This window comes from Paraburkholderia polaris (assembly GCF_012927345.1).
GTDB lineage: Bacteria > Pseudomonadota > Gammaproteobacteria > Burkholderiales > Burkholderiaceae > Paraburkholderia > Paraburkholderia polaris.
The window spans coordinates 49,667-65,989 of sequence record NZ_JABBGJ010000008.1 but is presented as its reverse complement, the minus strand read 5'-3'; the positions used below and the strand labels follow the sequence as shown (position 1 = coordinate 65,989).

The 16,323-nt window shown below is 62.7% G+C and carries 11 protein-coding genes; 7 read left to right on the top strand and 4 right to left on the bottom strand.

What is annotated here, in order from left to right; all coding sequences use genetic code 11:
- Window positions 1–393 precede the first annotated feature (393 nt).
- Genes HHL24_RS09100 through HHL24_RS09090 form a run of 3 tightly spaced genes read left to right on the top strand, consistent with a single transcriptional unit; the run spans window position 394 to window position 6,403 of the window.
- Window positions 394–1,626 (top strand): efflux RND transporter periplasmic adaptor subunit, encoded by a 1,233-nt coding sequence (locus HHL24_RS09100; RefSeq protein ID WP_169485188.1) that lies wholly within the window; start codon window positions 394–396, stop codon window positions 1,624–1,626.
- A gap of 18 nt (window positions 1,627–1,644) precedes the next feature.
- Window positions 1,645–4,854, top strand: coding sequence for an efflux RND transporter permease subunit (locus HHL24_RS09095; protein WP_169485187.1), 3,210 nt, complete (start codon window positions 1,645–1,647; stop codon window positions 4,852–4,854).
- A gap of 1 nt (window position 4,855) precedes the next feature.
- Window positions 4,856–6,403 carry an efflux transporter outer membrane subunit gene (locus tag HHL24_RS09090; protein ID WP_169485186.1) on the top strand — a complete coding sequence of 516 codons (1,548 nt, stop codon included), beginning with the start codon at window positions 4,856–4,858 and terminating at the stop codon, window positions 6,401–6,403.
- Between the two features lie 196 nt (window positions 6,404–6,599).
- On the opposite strand, the gene HHL24_RS09085 is transcribed toward HHL24_RS09090, so the two are convergent.
- Window positions 6,600–8,012, bottom strand: a complete 1,413-nt coding sequence (locus HHL24_RS09085; RefSeq protein WP_169485185.1) for a nucleobase:cation symporter-2 family protein — start codon at window positions 8,010–8,012, stop codon at window positions 6,600–6,602.
- A gap of 425 nt (window positions 8,013–8,437) precedes the next feature.
- Between HHL24_RS09085 and HHL24_RS09080 the strand changes: the two genes are divergently transcribed.
- The 3 genes from HHL24_RS09080 to fghA all read left to right on the top strand — a co-directional run bounded on the left by HHL24_RS09080 (window position 8,438) and on the right by fghA (window position 12,237).
- Window positions 8,438–9,979 (top strand): xylulokinase, encoded by a 1,542-nt coding sequence (locus tag HHL24_RS09080; protein WP_169485184.1) that lies wholly within the window; start codon window positions 8,438–8,440, stop codon window positions 9,977–9,979.
- Between the two features lie 234 nt (window positions 9,980–10,213).
- Window positions 10,214–11,320 carry an S-(hydroxymethyl)glutathione dehydrogenase/class III alcohol dehydrogenase gene (locus HHL24_RS09075; RefSeq protein WP_028197996.1) on the top strand — a complete coding sequence of 369 codons (1,107 nt, stop codon included), beginning with the start codon at window positions 10,214–10,216 and terminating at the stop codon, window positions 11,318–11,320.
- 68 nt (window positions 11,321–11,388) lie between these two features.
- Entirely contained in the window at window positions 11,389–12,237 is an 849-nt protein-coding gene (gene fghA, locus HHL24_RS09070; RefSeq protein ID WP_169485183.1) for an S-formylglutathione hydrolase, read from the top strand.
- Window positions 12,238–12,395: 158 nt separating this feature from the next.
- On the opposite strand, the gene HHL24_RS09065 is transcribed toward fghA, so the two are convergent.
- Genes HHL24_RS09065 through HHL24_RS09055 form a run of 3 tightly spaced genes read right to left on the bottom strand, consistent with a single transcriptional unit; the run spans window position 12,396 to window position 15,113 of the window.
- A complete protein-coding gene (locus HHL24_RS09065) occupies window positions 12,396–13,178 on the bottom strand; it encodes a metal ABC transporter permease (protein ID WP_169485182.1) in 783 nt (260 codons plus the stop codon).
- Window positions 13,171–14,142, bottom strand: coding sequence for an ABC transporter ATP-binding protein (locus tag HHL24_RS09060; protein ID WP_169485181.1), 972 nt, complete (start codon window positions 14,140–14,142; stop codon window positions 13,171–13,173). Before HHL24_RS09060 ends, HHL24_RS09065 begins: the two co-directional genes overlap by 8 nt.
- Window positions 14,139–15,113: a metal ABC transporter solute-binding protein gene (locus HHL24_RS09055; RefSeq protein ID WP_169485180.1), complete on the bottom strand. Its 975-nt coding sequence runs from the start codon at window positions 15,111–15,113 to the stop codon at window positions 14,139–14,141. The genes HHL24_RS09060 and HHL24_RS09055 overlap by 4 nt, the downstream gene beginning before the upstream one ends.
- Before the next feature lie 407 nt (window positions 15,114–15,520).
- Between HHL24_RS09055 and HHL24_RS09050 the strand changes: the two genes are divergently transcribed.
- Window positions 15,521–16,303: an L-iditol 2-dehydrogenase gene (locus HHL24_RS09050; RefSeq protein WP_169485179.1), complete on the top strand. Its 783-nt coding sequence runs from the start codon at window positions 15,521–15,523 to the stop codon at window positions 16,301–16,303.
- The last annotated feature ends 20 nt before the right edge of the window (window positions 16,304–16,323 follow it).

Here is a 16,323-nt window from a genome sequence, read left to right as displayed (position 1 = left end):
GGCGCTTTTAAGTACGCTCGATGACAATCTCTCTGCTGTTGAGCCATTTGCGAAGCGATCTTGCAGGCCCCCTGCCTGCAAAGAAGTAAACGCACTTTTACATGCATTCATGGATGTATATATAATAGCATCCCACGATCGGATAGCCCAAGCCGTGACGACCGGTTAATATCCGTCACTGTTGCCTTTCAAAACGCTATTGCGCCGTGCCCCGACGGGCGGCGCCGTGCGGCATTTCCCCGGTATGGCGCATTTCGCTCAGGATGCCTCTGCAGGTGCGGTTTGCATCCACGGGCTTCCGGTCACGCGTCGCAAGACGCATGTGTGCGCTGTCGTCCCCGGGGTAGGGATGCGCGCACTTTTTCATTCTCAGTCTTAGACAGAGGTCGCTCCATGCGCGTCGAACGGGTTCCATTCCGCTTAATTAGTGCCGCGACGGCTGCCGTATTGCTGGCAGCGTGCGGACCAAAACAATCTGCCCCGCCGCAACAAACGCCCGAAGTTGGCGTCGTCACCGTCCAGCCGACGGCTGTGCCCGTCGTCACCGAATTGCCGGGCCGCACCAGTGCCTTCCTCGTCGCGCAAGTGCGTGCACGGGTCGACGGCATCGTGCTGCGCCGCGAATTCACGGAAGGCGGCGAGGTCAAGGCCGGTCAGCGTCTGTACAAGATCGATCCGGCGCCTTACATCGCGACGTTGAACAACGCGAAGGCAACGCTGGCGAAGGCCCAGGCCAACCTCGCGTCCGTCACCGCGCAGGCTAATCGCTACAAGGTGCTCGTCGCTGCGAATGCGGTTAGCAAGCAAGACTACGACAACGCGGTGGCCTCGGAAGGCCAGGCAGTGGCTGACGTCGCCGCGGGCAAGGCAGCGGTCGACACGGCGCAGATCAACCTCGGCTACACCGACGTGACCTCCCCGGTGACCGGCCAGATCGGCGTGTCGCAAGTCACGCCGGGCGCGTATGTGCAGGCGAGCGCCGCGACGCTGCTGGCAACGGTTCAGCAACTCGACCCGGTCTACGTGGATCTGACGCAATCCAGTCTCGACGGTCTGAAGTTGCGCCGCGAAGTGCAGGAAGGACGCCTGAAGACGAGCGGCCCGGACGCCGCCAAGGTCTCGCTGATTCTCGAAGACGGCCGTACCTATTCGGAAAAGGGCAAGCTGCAGTTCACCGACGTGACGGTCGACCAGAGCACTGGCTCGGTGACGGTTCGCGCGATCTTCAAGAACGCGGACAAGGTGCTGCTGCCGGGTATGTTCGTGCGCGCGAGGATCGAGGAAGGCGTCAACGACAACGCGCTCGTCGTGCCGCAAGTCGGCATCACGCATGACCAGAAGGGTCAGCCGACCGCGCTGGTGGTCGGCGACGACAACAAGGTCGCGCTGCGTCAGCTCGTCACGGCCGGCACGTACGGTCCGAACTGGGTGGTCGAAAGCGGCCTGAAGGCCGGCGACCGCGTGATTGTCCAAGGCACCGACAAGGCGCATCCGGGGCAGCAGGTCAAGGCCGTTGCCGCGCAACTTCCCGCCACACCCGCTTCCGACGCATCCGCTCAGGGTGCGCCGGCCGCCAGCGGTGCTACGCAGACGGCGCAACCCGCTTCTGCTGCATCGGGCGCGTAATAACAGGGAGCCCGCCACATGGCAAAGTTCTTTATCGATCGCCCAATTTTTGCATGGGTGATCGCCATTATTCTGATGCTCGCGGGTATCGCGTCGGTCTTTACGTTGCCGATCGCGCAATACCCGACCATTGCGCCGCCGGCCGTGCAGATCAGTGCAACGTACCCGGGCGCATCGGCGAAGACGGTGGAAAACACCGTCACGCAGGTGATCGAGCAGCAGATGAGTGGTCTCGACCACTTGCTGTATCTGTCGTCCACTTCGGACGACTCGGGTACGGCAACCATTACGCTGACGTTTGCAGCCGGCACCAATCCTGACATTGCGCAGGTGCAGGTGCAGAACAAGCTGCAGCTCGCCACGCCGCTGTTGCCGCAAGCCGTGCAGCAGTTGGGCACCAAGGTCACGAAGTCGAGCAGCAGCTTCTTGCTGGTGATGGCGTTCGTGTCTGAAGACGGCAGCATGAACAAGTACGATCTGGCGAACTATGTCGCGTCGAACATCGAGGATCCGGTCAGCCGGATCGACGGTGTGGGTACGGTGACGCTGTTCGGCTCACAGTACGCGATGCGGATCTGGCTGGATGCGAACAAGCTGACCAACTTCGGCCTGACGCCGGTGGATGTGCAGACCGCGCTGACGAACCAGAACGTGCAGGTCGCGGGCGGTTCGCTCGGCGGCACGCCGTCGGTGCCGGGCCAGGTGCTGCAGGCAACCATCACGGAAGCCACACTGCTCAATACGCCTGAACAGTTCGGTAACGTGCTGCTGAAGGTGAATCCGGACGGTTCGCAAGTCCGTATCAAGGACGTGGCCCGTATCGAGCTCGGTGGCGAAAACTACAACTTCGACACCAAGTACAACGGTGCGCCGACGGCAGGCTTCGGTATTCAGCTCGCCACCGGTGCGAACGCGCTGGCCACCGCGAAGGCGGTGCGCGCGAAGGTCGCCGAACTGTCGAAGTACTTCCCGCATGGTCTGGTCGTGCAATATCCGTACGACACCACGCCGTTCGTGCGCCTGTCGATCGAAGAAGTGGTCAAGACGCTGCTCGAAGGTATCGTGCTGGTGTTCCTGGTCATGTACCTGTTCCTGCAGAACCTGCGCGCCACGTTGATCCCGACGATCGCCGTGCCGGTGGTGCTGTTGGGCACGTTCGCGATCATGGGTCTGGTGGGCTTCTCGATCAACACGCTGTCCATGTTCGGGCTCGTGCTGGCGATCGGCTTGCTGGTGGACGATGCGATCGTGGTGGTGGAAAACGTCGAGCGGGTGATGGCGGAGGAGGGCTTGTCGCCTCGAGACGCCACCCGCAAGGCGATGGACCAGATTACCGGCGCGCTGGTCGGCGTGGCGCTCGTGCTGTCGGCGGTGTTTGTGCCGGTGGCGTTCTCGGGCGGTTCGGTCGGCGCAATTTACCGGCAGTTCTCGCTGACGATCGTGGCGGCCATGGTGCTGTCCGTGCTGGTCGCGTTGATTCTGACGCCGGCGCTGTGCGCGACGATCCTCAAGCCGATTCCGAAGGGTCATCACGAAGTCAAGAAGGGCTTCTTCGGCTGGTTCAACCGGACTTTCGAAACGAGCCGCGACAAGTATCACTCGGGCGTTCACCACGTGATCAAGCGCTCGGGCCGTTGGCTGATCATCTATATGGTAGTGATCTTCGCGGTCGGCCTGCTGTTCGTGAAGTTGCCGAAGTCGTTCCTGCCTGACGAAGACCAGGGCACGATGTTCGTGCTGGTGCAAACGCCGTCCGGCTCGACGCAGGAAACCACGGCGCGCGCGCTGAAGGACGTTTCCGACTATCTGCTCAACACCGAGAAGGGCATTGTCGAATCGACTTTCACGGTGAACGGCTTCAGCTTCGCCGGCCGCGGCCAGAACGCGGGTCTTGTGTTCGTGCGGATGAAGGACTACGCAGAGCGTCAGCATTCGGATCAGAAGGTGCAGGCGCTGGTTGGCCGACTCTTCATGCACTTCTCGAGCTACAAAAACGCGCTGGTGTATCCGGTGAATCCGCCGTCGATTCCTGAACTCGGCACGGCCGCGGGCTTCGACTTCGAACTGCAGGATCGCGCGGGTATCGGTCACGAAAAGCTGATGCAGGCACGCAATATGTTGCTGGGCATGGCGGCGAAAGATCCGACGCTGGCTCAGGTGCGTCCGAACGGCCTGAACGATACGCCGCAGTTCACGGTGAACATCGATCACGAGAAGGCTTCCGCGCTCGGCGTGTCGCTGTCGGCGATCGACCAGACGTTCTCAATCGCATGGGCGTCGCAGTACGTGAACAACTTCCTCGATACCGACGGCCGGATCAAGAAGGTGTATCTGCAAGGCGACGCACCGTTCCGGATGACCCCGGAAGACCTGAACGCCTGGTACGTGCGCAATACGGCCGGCGGCATGGTGCCGTTCTCGTCGTTCGCCAGCGGCACGTGGACCTACGGTTCGCCGAAGCTCGAACGCTACAACGGTATTTCCGCGGTGGAAATCCAGGGCGCGGCTGCACCGGGCAAGTCGACCGGTCAGGCGATGACGGCCATGGAAGCGCTCGTGGCGAAGCTGCCGGCGGGTATCGGCTACGAATGGACGGGCTTGTCGTTGCAGGAACGCCAGTCCGGTTCGCAGGCGCCGATTCTGTACGGCATCTCGATCCTCGTCGTGTTCCTCTGTCTCGCGGCGCTGTATGAAAGCTGGTCGATCCCGTTCTCGGTGATCATGGTGGTGCCGCTCGGCGTGATCGGAGCACTGCTGGCCGCTACGCTGCGCGGACTCGAGAACGACGTGTTCTTCCAGGTGGGTCTGTTGACCACGGTGGGGTTGTCGGCGAAGAACGCGATTCTGATCGTGGAATTCGCCCGCGAGCTGCAGCAGGGTGAAGGGATGGGCCCGGTCGAGGCCGCGCTAGAAGCCGCGCGTCTGCGGTTGCGTCCGATTCTGATGACCTCGCTCGCGTTCATTCTCGGCGTGATGCCGCTCGCGATCAGTAACGGCGCGGGTTCGGCCAGCCAGCACGCAATCGGTACCGGCGTGATCGGCGGGATGTTGACGGCGACCTTCCTCGCGATTTTCATGATCCCGATGTTCTTCGTCGTGATCCGCGCGAAGTTCGGCGGTGAGAAGGAAGACCCCGATGAGGCGCTCGCACACTACAACCAGCACCATCCGCATGACGGCCAAGGTGGCGGGTCGACTGATGAAGGCTCGGGCAAGGACGGACATTGAGATGCAAAAACACTCTTTGATTGCAGTGGCGGTTGCGCTGTTCGCCGCGGGTTGCACGATGGCGCCGAAGTACCAGCGTCCGGCTGAGCCCGTGACGAGTACCTTCCCGACCGGCGGCGTGTACGACACGCAGCCGGGCGCGACCCAGCCGGGCCCGGGGGAAACGGGTACGTCGATTGCGGCGCGTACCGCCAGCGGCCAGGCTGCGGCCGATATCGGCTGGCGTGACTTCTTCGTCGATCCGCGCATGCAGCGGTTGATCGAGATCGCGCTGAAGAACAACCGTGATCTGCGCGTGTCGGTGCTGAATATGCAGGCGTCGGCGGCCCAGTACCGCATCGTTCGTGCGGGGCTGTTCCCGACGCTCGACGCCGCGGCTTCGCAAACCAAATCACGTACGCCGAAAGATCTGTCGTTCTTCAACCAGACGATTTCCGACTCATATTCGGTCGGTCTGAACGCTTCGTGGGAAATCGACTTCTTCGGGCGTATTCAAAGCCTGAAGGACCAGGCATTGGCACAGTACCTGGCCACTGCCCAGGCTCGCAAGGCGGCGGAAATCTTGCTGGTGTCGCAAGTCGCGGATCAGTACCTGACGGTGCTCGAGCTCGACGATCTGCTGACGGTGACGCAGAACACGCTGAAGACGTCGCAGGAGTCGTATCGAATCGCCAAGCTGCAATTCGACAACGGCACGGGTTCGGAACTCGACTTGCGGCAATCGCAAACCGTGGTCGAACAGGCCAATGCGAACCTGCAGGCGCAAGCACGTCTGCGGGCTCAGGGTGAGAACGCGCTGGTGCTGTTGATCGGCGAGCCGTTGCCTGCCGATTTGCCGCCGGGTCTGACGCTGAACGACCAGAATCTCCTCACGGATATTCCGGCGGGTTTGCCGTCCGATCTGCTCACGCGTCGTCCGGACATCATGGAGGCCGAACAGAATCTGCTGGCGGCCAACGCGAACATCGGTGCGGCACGTGCGGCGTTCTTCCCGAAGGTCTCGCTGACAGGCAGCTTCGGTACGCTGAGCCCGTCGCTCGGTGGCTTGTTCAAGCCGGGTTCGGCGGCGTGGAGCTTTGCGCCGTCGATCACGCTGCCGATCTTCGAAGGTGGTCAGAACATTGCCAACCTCGATCTCGCCAACATCCAGAAGAAGATCCAGATCGCGACGTATGAAAAGACGATCCAGACGGCCTTCCGCGAAGTGGCGGACGGACTGGCGGCACGCGGCACGTACGATCAGCAGATCCAGGCGCTGGAGCGCAATACCTTTGCTGAGCAGCGTCGACTGGATCTGTCGAATTTGCGTTATACGAGCGGCGTCGACAGCTATCTGTTGGTGTTGACCGCGCAGACCGATCTGTACTCGTCGCAGCAGTCGTTGATCACCGCGCGCATGCAGCGTCTTCAGAACCTGGTCGATTTGTACCAGGCCCTGGGCGGCGGCTGGATCCAGCGGGCTGGCGAGCAGCCGCGTCCGGCCGATGCGCCGGTCGACTACGGTGCGGCGAGTGCACCGGTGGCGGCTTCGGCAGCGACCGCGGGTTGAGTCTCTTGTAGTCTCGCAGTAGTAGGCGCGCAGGGCGGTTTTCGGTTTCAGGGAAGCCGTCCCGCGCAGCCGGCAATAAAAAAAGCCACGGCATGCCGTGGCTTTTTTGTTAGTGCTCACCTCACTTCGACTCAACTCAACTCAGCGCCCGCGCTCAGCGCGACCTCTGTAGCGCCGTGCGGGTTGCATCAGATGCTCAGTGCACATCAGCCGCACGCAGCAGCTCGTCGCCGCCCTTCGGTTCATTGCCGCCGCGTCCATCGAAATCATGTCCGGCCTTACGGATTTCGCACTTCGCCTTCTTCTCGCTCTTCACACCGTTGAAGATCAGGTTCAGCAGCACCGCCGACACCGACGCCAGCAAGATCCCGCTATGCAACAGCGGCGACAGCGCCGGCGGCAGCTTCGAGAAAAATTGCGGCGACACCACGGGCACCAGACCCATCCCGATACTTACCGCGACAATGAACAGGTTGTGGTGGTTCTTCACGAAGTCGACCTTGGCCAGCACCTTGATGCCGTTTGCCGCGACCATGCCGAACATCACGATGCCCGCACCGCCGAGCACGAAGGCCGGCACTGAAGCCACCACTTGCGCCATCTTCGGGAACAGGCCCAGCAGCACCAGGATCACGCCGCCCATCGCGCAGACAAAGCGGCTCTTCACACCCGTCACGCCGATCAGGCCGACGTTCTGCGAGAACGAGGTATGCGGAAACGAGTTGAAGATGCCGCCGATCAACGTGCCCAGACCGTCGACGCGCAGACCGCGCACCAGCGTCTTCTGATCGACCGGACGATCCACCATGTCGCCGACCGCGAGGAACATGCCGGTCGATTCGATGAAGGTGACGAACATCACGGTGACCATCGTCGCGATCGCGAGCGGATCGAAATGCGGCAGGCCGAAGTGGAACGGCATCACGATGCCCACCCACGGTGCGTGCGTGATGCCGTCCATGTTCACGCGGCCGAGCGCCAGCGCGATCACGAAACCGGCGACGATGCCCAGCAGCACCGAGATATTGGCGAGGAAGCCCTTGGCGAACTTGTTGATGAGCAGAATCAGCATCAGCACCATCAGCGACAGACCAAGATAAACCGGATTGCCGTAGTCAGGATTACCCACGCCGCCGGCTGCCCAGTTGATGCCCACTTCCATCAGCGACAGACCGATCACCGAGATCACCACGCCGATCACCACCGGCGGGAAAAAGCGCAGCAGCTTGCCGACCATCGGCGCGAGAAGGATGCCGATGACACCGGCCGCGATCGTCGAGCCGAAGATGTCGAGAATACCGAGCGATGGATTGGTGCCGATCGCGACCATCGGGCCGACAGCCGCAAATGTGCAGCCCATGATGACCGGCAGACGGATGCCGAAGATCCACAGACCCAGCGTCTGAATCAGCGTAGCGATGCCACAGGAAAACAGATCGGCGCTGATCAGGAACGCGATCTGGTCTTTCGGCAATTTCAACGCGGCGCCAATGATGAGCGGCACCGCAACTGCGCCTGCGTACATCACCAAAACGTGCTGAATGCCGAGCGTAAGCAACTGGCCCGCGGGCAGTCGCTCGTCGCACGGGTGAACCGTGTTCGATTGCATTTTGTCTCTCTCCACCATCTCGTTTTGGGATGGCTCCAAGGTATGCGGAACGATAAAGTGCAACAAGACCACTGGGGCCTATTCCGGCATTCCCGGTGACGATATGCATAAGGCCCATTTGAAAGCCAAAAGAAATGTGCGCATCGCACAAATCGGCCGTAAGCCCTATGCAGCGGTGATGGGGGCTCATGCCCCGCGCGCGCCCGTCTTAACGAGATATGTGTGAGAATCAATGAGGTGTATCTCGCTCGACGCATAGTGCTGTTTTGGTGCGACTCGCGGCGTGGCGGGGTTAACCCGCGATTCCGGGTTTTCAGCGTGTATTCGGGCGCGCTTCCGAAGCCGCGCAACGGTGACGGAAAATACGCCGTTCCTGGCACCTTTCGCGTGCTTATCTCCAAGCTCAAATTGACGTTCTATCGCCCATGAGTTTTCTTGGCATCGACCTCGGCACCGGCTCACTTAAAGTAGCAATCGTCGACGAAAGCGGCTGTGAACTGGCGGCGGCGAGCGTCGCGTATGCACTCGAAACGCCGCATCCCGGATGGGCCGAAATCTCGGTGCAAACCTGGTGGCGCGCGCTTTGCGAAGCGGCGGCGCGTTTGCCGGAAGATTTGCGCCAGGAGGTGCAGGCAATCGGCTTCTCCGGACAGATGCACGGTGTTGTTCTGGTCGACGCCGATGGCGAAGCCGTGCGACCCGCGATGCTCTGGCCCGACACGCGCGCATTGGGTTTGCTCGATCGGTGGCCCGAGCCGCAGTCGAATCCGGTTGCGCCCGGTATGGCGGGTCCTTTGCTGAGTTGGATCGTGCAGAACGAACCGCAGTCCGCGCGCAAAACGCGTTGGGCGCTGCAACCGAAAGATTGGCTGCGCGTCGCGCTGGGCGGCGCGGTCGCAACCGATCCTTCCGACGCCTGCGCGACCGCGCTTGCCGATCACGCGGGCGTGTGGGATCTGGCGCTGCTCGATCGGCTCGAATTACCCCATGAATGGTTTGCGCCACTTGCGCCTTCCTATGCGGCAGGTGGCATTTTGTCGCAGAAAGCGGCGCAGGAACTGGGTCTACGCGCCGGCATCGTGCTCGCGATCGGTGCCGCCGATACACCATGTGCCGCGCTCGGCAGCGGTCTTGCAAGTGACGGCGACGCGTTGCTCACCACCGGCACCGGAGGGCAAATCGTCGTCCTCGCCGAGCACGCACCACAAGCGGTAAAAGGCCTGCATCGCTATCGAGCCGCGAGTGATCACTGGTATCGGATGGCGGCGATGCAAAACGTCGGCGTGGCGCTCGAACGCGTGCGCGGCTGGCTGTCATATGAATGGGCAGATGCATATCGTGACGCCTTCGGTGATGCGTCCGGCGGTGCGTCGAGCGCTGCGGTCGGCGATCCATCCAGCAAGGCCCCAGACGGCGCCCGAGGCAACGCCTATGGTGGTGCGCCTTGTGATGCAACAGGTGCTATCTCAAGCGCCGCAGCGGGCCTGACTTTTTTGCCCTACCTTACCGGCGAGCGCACCCCTTGGCTCAATCCGGCCGCGAGGGGCGGCTGGCTCGGCCTCGCGCTCGACCACACGCGCGGCACGATGATGCGTGCCGCCTTCGAAGGCGTCGCGTTCTCGCTGCGTGCCGGGCTCGACGCCATCCGCGCGAGCGGTGCGACGGTGACGACCTTGAAACTTGCGGGCGGCGGTTCCGTCGATGCGCGCTGGCGGCAGTTGCTTGCCGACGCCTTAAACGTCGAGCTTTATGCCGTGGATTGTCCAAACGCGGCGCCGCGTGGCGCGGCCATCCTCGGCGGCCTGGCGAGTGGGCATTGGCACGCGAGCGACCTCGCCGCGCTCGCGCCGGGCGCGACACGTGTTGCAGGGCCGCAAGGCGACGCGGTGCTCGCCGAACGTTATGCGCGCTTTCTTGATCTGTATGGCCGCGTCGAATCGTGGTTCGGCGAAACCCCACTTCGCTGAGCAGCGCGATGTCAGCTACAGACAATGCCTCGACGGACTTTGCAATACCATGACGGCTTTCGCACGCTAAGGTATAGGCCGGCGATCGATGCCGGGCGGCAACGACACTGTCCGTCCCCGGTCCGGCACACGAATTAACTGCGGAACCGCGAACCGCGAACCGCAACAGCGGCACGCCGCGCGATATCTCACCGCGACGGGCCAGGCATTCACAGACTCACAGGAGCATTCACGATGAAAACCAAAGCAGCAATCGCATGGAAAGCCGGCGCCCCGTTGACGATCGAAGAAGTCGACCTGGAAGGGCCGCGTGCGGGTGAAGTCCTGATTGAAGTGAAAGCGACGGGCATCTGCCACACCGACTACTACACGCTCTCAGGCGCGGACCCCGAAGGCATCTTCCCGGCGATTCTCGGTCACGAAGGCGCGGGTGTGATCGTCGATGTGGGGCCGGGCGTCGGTACGTTGAAGAAGGGCGATCACGTCATTCCTCTGTATACGCCGGAATGTCGTCAGTGCAAATTCTGTCTGTCGCGCAAGACTAATCTTTGCCAGGCAATCCGTTCGACGCAGGGCAAAGGCCTGATGCCCGATGCCACGTCGCGTTTCTCGCTGGACGGCAAGCCGCTGTTTCACTACATGGGCACGTCCACGTTTTCGAACTACATCGTCGTGCCGGAAATCGCGGTGGCGAAGGTGCGTGAAGACGCGCCGTTCGACAAGATCTGCTACATCGGCTGCGGCGTAACGACGGGTGTCGGTGCTGTCGTGTATTCGGCGAAGGTCGAAGCGGGCGCGAACGTGGTGGTGTTCGGTCTCGGCGGTATCGGTCTGAACGTGATCCAGGGCGCGAAGATGGTCGGCGCGGACAAGATCATCGGCGTCGACCTGAACCCGGGCCGCGTCGAATTGGCGAAGAAGTTCGGCATGACCCACTTCATCAATCCGAATGAAGTCGAGAACGTCGTCGACCATATCGTGCAGTTGACCGATGGTGGCGCTGACTACTCGTTCGAATGCATCGGCAACACCAAGGTGATGCGTCAGGCGTTGGAGTGCACGCACAAGGGCTGGGGGCAGTCGTTCATCATCGGCGTGGCGGCGGCGGGCGAGGAAATCAGTACACGTCCGTTCCAGCTGGTGACGGGCCGCGAGTGGAAGGGCTCGGCATTCGGCGGCGCGCGTGGCCGCACCGACGTACCGAAGATCGTCGACTGGTACATGGAAGGCAAGATCAATATCGACGACCTGATCACGCATCGTCTGCCGCTCGAGCGCATCAACGAAGGCTTCGATCTGATGAAGAAGGGCGAGTCGATCCGCTCCGTCGTGCTGTACTAACGCGGCACTAATCCGTCACTAACGCGTCCCTAATGCGTCACTGACCCGGCACAAAAAGGAGCATGTCGATGCTTGAACTTTTGTCGTCGCATGCCTGCCATGGCGGCGAGCAGCGGATCTACCGGCACGACTCGCAGACCGTCGGTCTGCCGATGCGCTTCTCGGTGTATCTGCCGCCGCAGGCTTTGCAGGCCAACGCGAATGTGCCCGCGCTGTTCTATCTCGCGGGTCTGACCTGCACGGAAGAAACCTTTCCGGTCAAGGCGGGCGCGCAGCGCTTCGCGGCACAGCACGGCATTGCCCTGATCGCGCCGGATACCAGTCCGCGCGGTGCGGGCGTGCCGGGCGAAAGCGCGGCGTGGGACTTCGGCGTGGGTGCGGGCTTTTACGTCAACGCGACGCAGCAGCCGTGGGCGACGCGCTATCGGATGTACTCGTATGTGCGCGATGAACTGCGCGAAACGGTGCTCGCGAATCTGCCGGTGGACGGTGCGCGTCTCGGTATCTTCGGGCATTCGATGGGCGGTCATGGCGCGTTGATGCTGGCGCTGCGCAACCCGGAGATCTATCGCTCGGTGTCGGCGTTCGCGCCGATCGCCGCGCCCTCACAGTGCCCGTGGGGCGTGAAGGCGTTCAGCGGGTATCTGGGCGAAGACCGTGAGGCGTGGAGGCAGTACGATTCGAGCGAACTGGTCGCCCATGCACCGCGTAAGTTCGCTGAGGGGATTCTGGTCGATCAGGGGCTGGCGGATCAGTTCCTCGCCGAGCAGCTGAACCCGGATGTGTTCGAAGCCGCTTGCAAGGCCGCGGGACAGCCGCTGACGTTGCGTCGTCATGCCGGCTACGACCACGGCTATTACTTCATCTCGACGTTCATCGAAGATCATCTCACGCATCACGCGAGGGTGCTGCTTTGAAGTAGAGATTGCCTGGAACGACAGCGGTGGCATGCAGGCGTGCCGCCGTTACCGCTCGGTTTGGGCAGTGCGGCTGAACGCTGCGGAGGCCGCTCAATGCCGCTAAGGCGCCGAGGGCCAGCGCTGGCAACGCCAACGCCTTGGCCGCTAAGCGTGGCTCAACGCCGCCTCAACAAACTCCCGCCGTACACCACCGCCGACAGCACAGTTATCCAGAAGCTCGTCGGCCAATCGGTATAGAACGCCAGTGTCAGACCGAGCCACGCCTGCACCAGCGCAAACACAGCCGCGAGCACGAGCCCGGTCGAGAGCCGCGTCGTCACGTTTTGCGCGGCGGCGGCCGGCCCGACCATCAGCGTGAACACGAGCAGCACGCCGACGATCTGCGTGCACGCCGCCACGGCGAGCGCGGCAATCGCCAGAAACAGCACCGACACCAGACGCAACGACACGCCCTTCGCTTCGGCCAATTCCGGTTGCAACGAAGCAAACAGCAACGGCCGCATGATCGCCGCAAGCGCCAGCAAACTGATGACGCCCAATGCCGCCAGCACGCCGAGCGTCGACGCATTCACGCCGAGCACGTTGCCGAACAGCAGCGCGGTAACCTGGGTCGCGTACGCGGTGAAGAAATGCAGGAACAGCAAGCCGAAGCCAAGCGACAGCGACAGGATCACGCCGATCGCTACATCGCGTCCGGCGAGCCGCTCGCCGAGCGCGCCCATGCCGACGCCTGCCGCAAGCGTGAAGCCGATCATCCCCCAGATCGGCGAGATGCCGATCAGCACCGCGCCGGTCGCGCCGGTGAAGCCGACGTGCGAGAGCGCGTGGCCCGCGAAGGTCTGCCCGCGCATCACCAGAAAATAGCCAACTATCCCTGCCAGCACCGCGACGATCCCCGACGCCGCGAACGCGTTCACCATGAAATCGTATTCAAACATCGTGCGTGTGTCCGTCGCGTGAGTCGTGCTGGTGTGAGTGGCCGTGTGCGTGGCCATGGTCGTGCGAATGCGAGTGCGAGTGGCTATGGCCGCCGTTCTCGTCGTGTTCGTGCTCGTGATCGTGTTTTTCGACTTCGACGTCGCCCGACATCACGAAGATGCGGCCGTTCACGCGCATCACGTCGATCGGCGAGCCATAGAGACGGGACAGCACCGGCCTCGTAATGACTTCATCGACGGTGCCGAGCGCGGCGACGCCGCTGCCGAGATACAGCACGCGATCGAGCGCGTGCAGAAGCGGATTCAGTTCATGCGCTGAGAACAGCACGGCAATGCCGACTTCCTGCTGCACACGCCGCACCAGTTCGACCACGCTCTTCTGATGATGCGGATCGAGACTGATCAGCGGTTCATCGAGTAGCAGCAGCTTGGGGTTGCCAAGCAGGCATTGTGCGAGCAGCAGACGCTGACGCTCGCCGCCCGACAGTTCCGATAACGGCCGCTCGGCCAGCTGGCGGCCGCCCACCAGATCCAGCACCCGCTCGACATCCGCGCGGGTCTTGCTGTCCGCATGGGGCAGGCCCCAGCGGTGTCCGTCGGCAGCCATCGCGACGAAATCGCGGCCGCGCACGCGGCGCCCGGCTAACGCACTGCGCGTCTGCGGCATATAGCCGATCGACGCGTTGCCGCGCTCGACCGGCTGCCCCAGCACGCGGATCGCACCGCTCGCGGCCGGCACGAGGCCCAGCACGGCGCGCATCAGCGTGGTTTTGCCCGCGCCGTTCGGCCCGAGCACGCCGATGAATTCGCCCTGATTCACCACGAAGCCGGTGTCACGCAGAATCGTGCGGCCGCCGAGTTCGAGCGTCACGTGCTCGAGTTCGAGCACGGGCGCATTGGCGCGTCCGCTGCTTGATGCGCTGGTTGATGCATTAGCTGGCGTGCTGCGGCCAGTTTCGGTCATGGGGTTTTTCCTTTGGCGGTTGTCGCCGCCGCATTCGCTCCGCTCGCATCGCCCGCGGCCAGCGCCGTGGAGAGCGCGTCGAGCTGCGTCAGCATCCACGTCTGATAGGTCTTGCCGGCCGGTTCGGTTTCGGTGACGCTCATGGTCGGCACCTTCGATTGCTGCGCGAGCTTCAACATGCGTTTGGTCAGGGCCTCGGTTGCCTGGCTGTTATAGATCAGAACGCCCACGCGCTTTTCGCGCAGATCGCGTTCGAACGCGGCGATATCGGCCGCGCTTGCTTCAGTGTCGTTCATCGTCGCCAGCTGGAAGCGCAGATTGCGCATCGACAGGCCGACCGCGTCCGACATATAGCCGAACACCGGCTCGGTCGCCGTCACCGGCACGCCGGCGTAGCGGCCATGCAGATCGGCGACTTTGGCGTCGATCGGTTTCAGCGAATCGAGAAACTTCGCGAGGTTCGCATCGTACGCCGACTTGTGCGCCGGGTCAGCCGCGACGAGCGCTTCACTCACCGCGCGCGCCACTTTCGGCATGGTCTGCGGGTCGTACCAGAGGTGCGGGTTGTCGCCGCCTTTCTTGCCGACGAGATCCGCGGCGACGATCGTGGTGCGCGTCGCGCTCTTCGATGCGCCCAGCAGTTTCGCCATCCACGGATCGTAATCGGCGCCGTTGTAGACCACAAGGCTCGCATGCTGCAAGGCGCGCGCCGTCTTCGGGCTGGCTTCGAACAGATGCGGATCCTGATCCGGATTGCTGAGGATGCTCGTTACGTCGACGCGGTCGCCACCCAGTTGCTGCACGACGTCACCGTAAAAGTTCTCCGCTGCCACCACCGGGATTTTCGCATCCGCGGCAAACGCGCCATGGCTGAGCGTGAAAACCGCAGCGGCCGTCGCGCCCATGGCCACGGTCTTCGACAGCTTCAGCGCAGTGCGCGCTCCGTTCAACATCGAGCCGAATTTCTTCATCGTTGCTTCCTGCCGCGTGAGAGTTGAATGAACTACAAACCTTAGAAGTGGCGCGCTTTGGCGGTCATGGGGGCCTTCACGCCGCCTCCGTACCCTGCGCCAGCGGTGCTGCGGGCAGGCCGCCAGCCCAAAGCGAAGTGAGGTCGCAATGATATAACGTATCTCAAATTTTTGTCATTGGCTTGAGCAGAAAGCAGATTGGCCGCCTTCGATTTCTCGTATTAGCGCCGATCGGGGCAGGCAGAGGGTGCGCGGCGGTCCTGCCGCGCTGCACCATCGAAATCTGGTCGAGCGCCTTGACATGATCCGGTCCGTATCCGATCATTCGATCACTAACAGAGCAATTGTTCGCGCAACGAGCGTTCGCTCACTGCGCCTCAAGAAGCGAAACGAACCGGAGACAAGCAGTGGCGGCACGATTGCAAGACAAGGTGGCCATTCTGACGGGCGCGGCAAGCGGAATCGGTGAAGCCGTGGCCCGGCGCTATCTGGACGAAGGCGCGCGTTGCGTGCTGGTCGACGTGAAGCCGGCGGACAGTTTCGGCGACGCGCTCTCCGCCGCATACGGCGACCGCGTGCTGACTGTCAGCGCCGACGTGACGCGCCGCGAGGATATCGAACGCATCCTCGCGAGTACGCTGGAGCGCTTCGGCCAGGTCGATATCCTGTTCAATAATGCGGCGCTCTTCGATATGCGCCCGATCCTCGATGAATCCTGGGACGTGTTCGACCGCCTCTTCGCGGTCAACGTAAAGGGCATGTTCTTCCTGATGCAAACCGTCGCCCGGAAAATGGTCGAGCAGGGCCGCGGCGGCAAGATCATCAATATGTCCTCGCAAGCCGGGCGGCGCGGCGAGGCGCTGGTGTCGCACTACTGCGCAACCAAAGCCGCCGTCCTCAGCTATACGCAATCCGCAGCGCTTGCTCTCGCGCCGCACAAGATCAATGTGAACGGCATTGCGCCGGGCGTCGTCGATACCCCGATGTGGAACGAGGTCGACGCGCTCTTCGCCCGCTATGAAAACCGGCCGCTCGGCGAGAAGAAGCGCCTGGTCGGTGAAGCGGTGCCGCTCGGCCGTATGGGTGTGCCGGACGATCTGACCGGCGCCGCCCTGTTTCTCGCGTCGGCGGATGCCGATTACATCACCGCGCAAACGCTGAACGTCGACGGCGGGAACTGGATGAGCTGAGCGGATAGTAGTGTGGATGA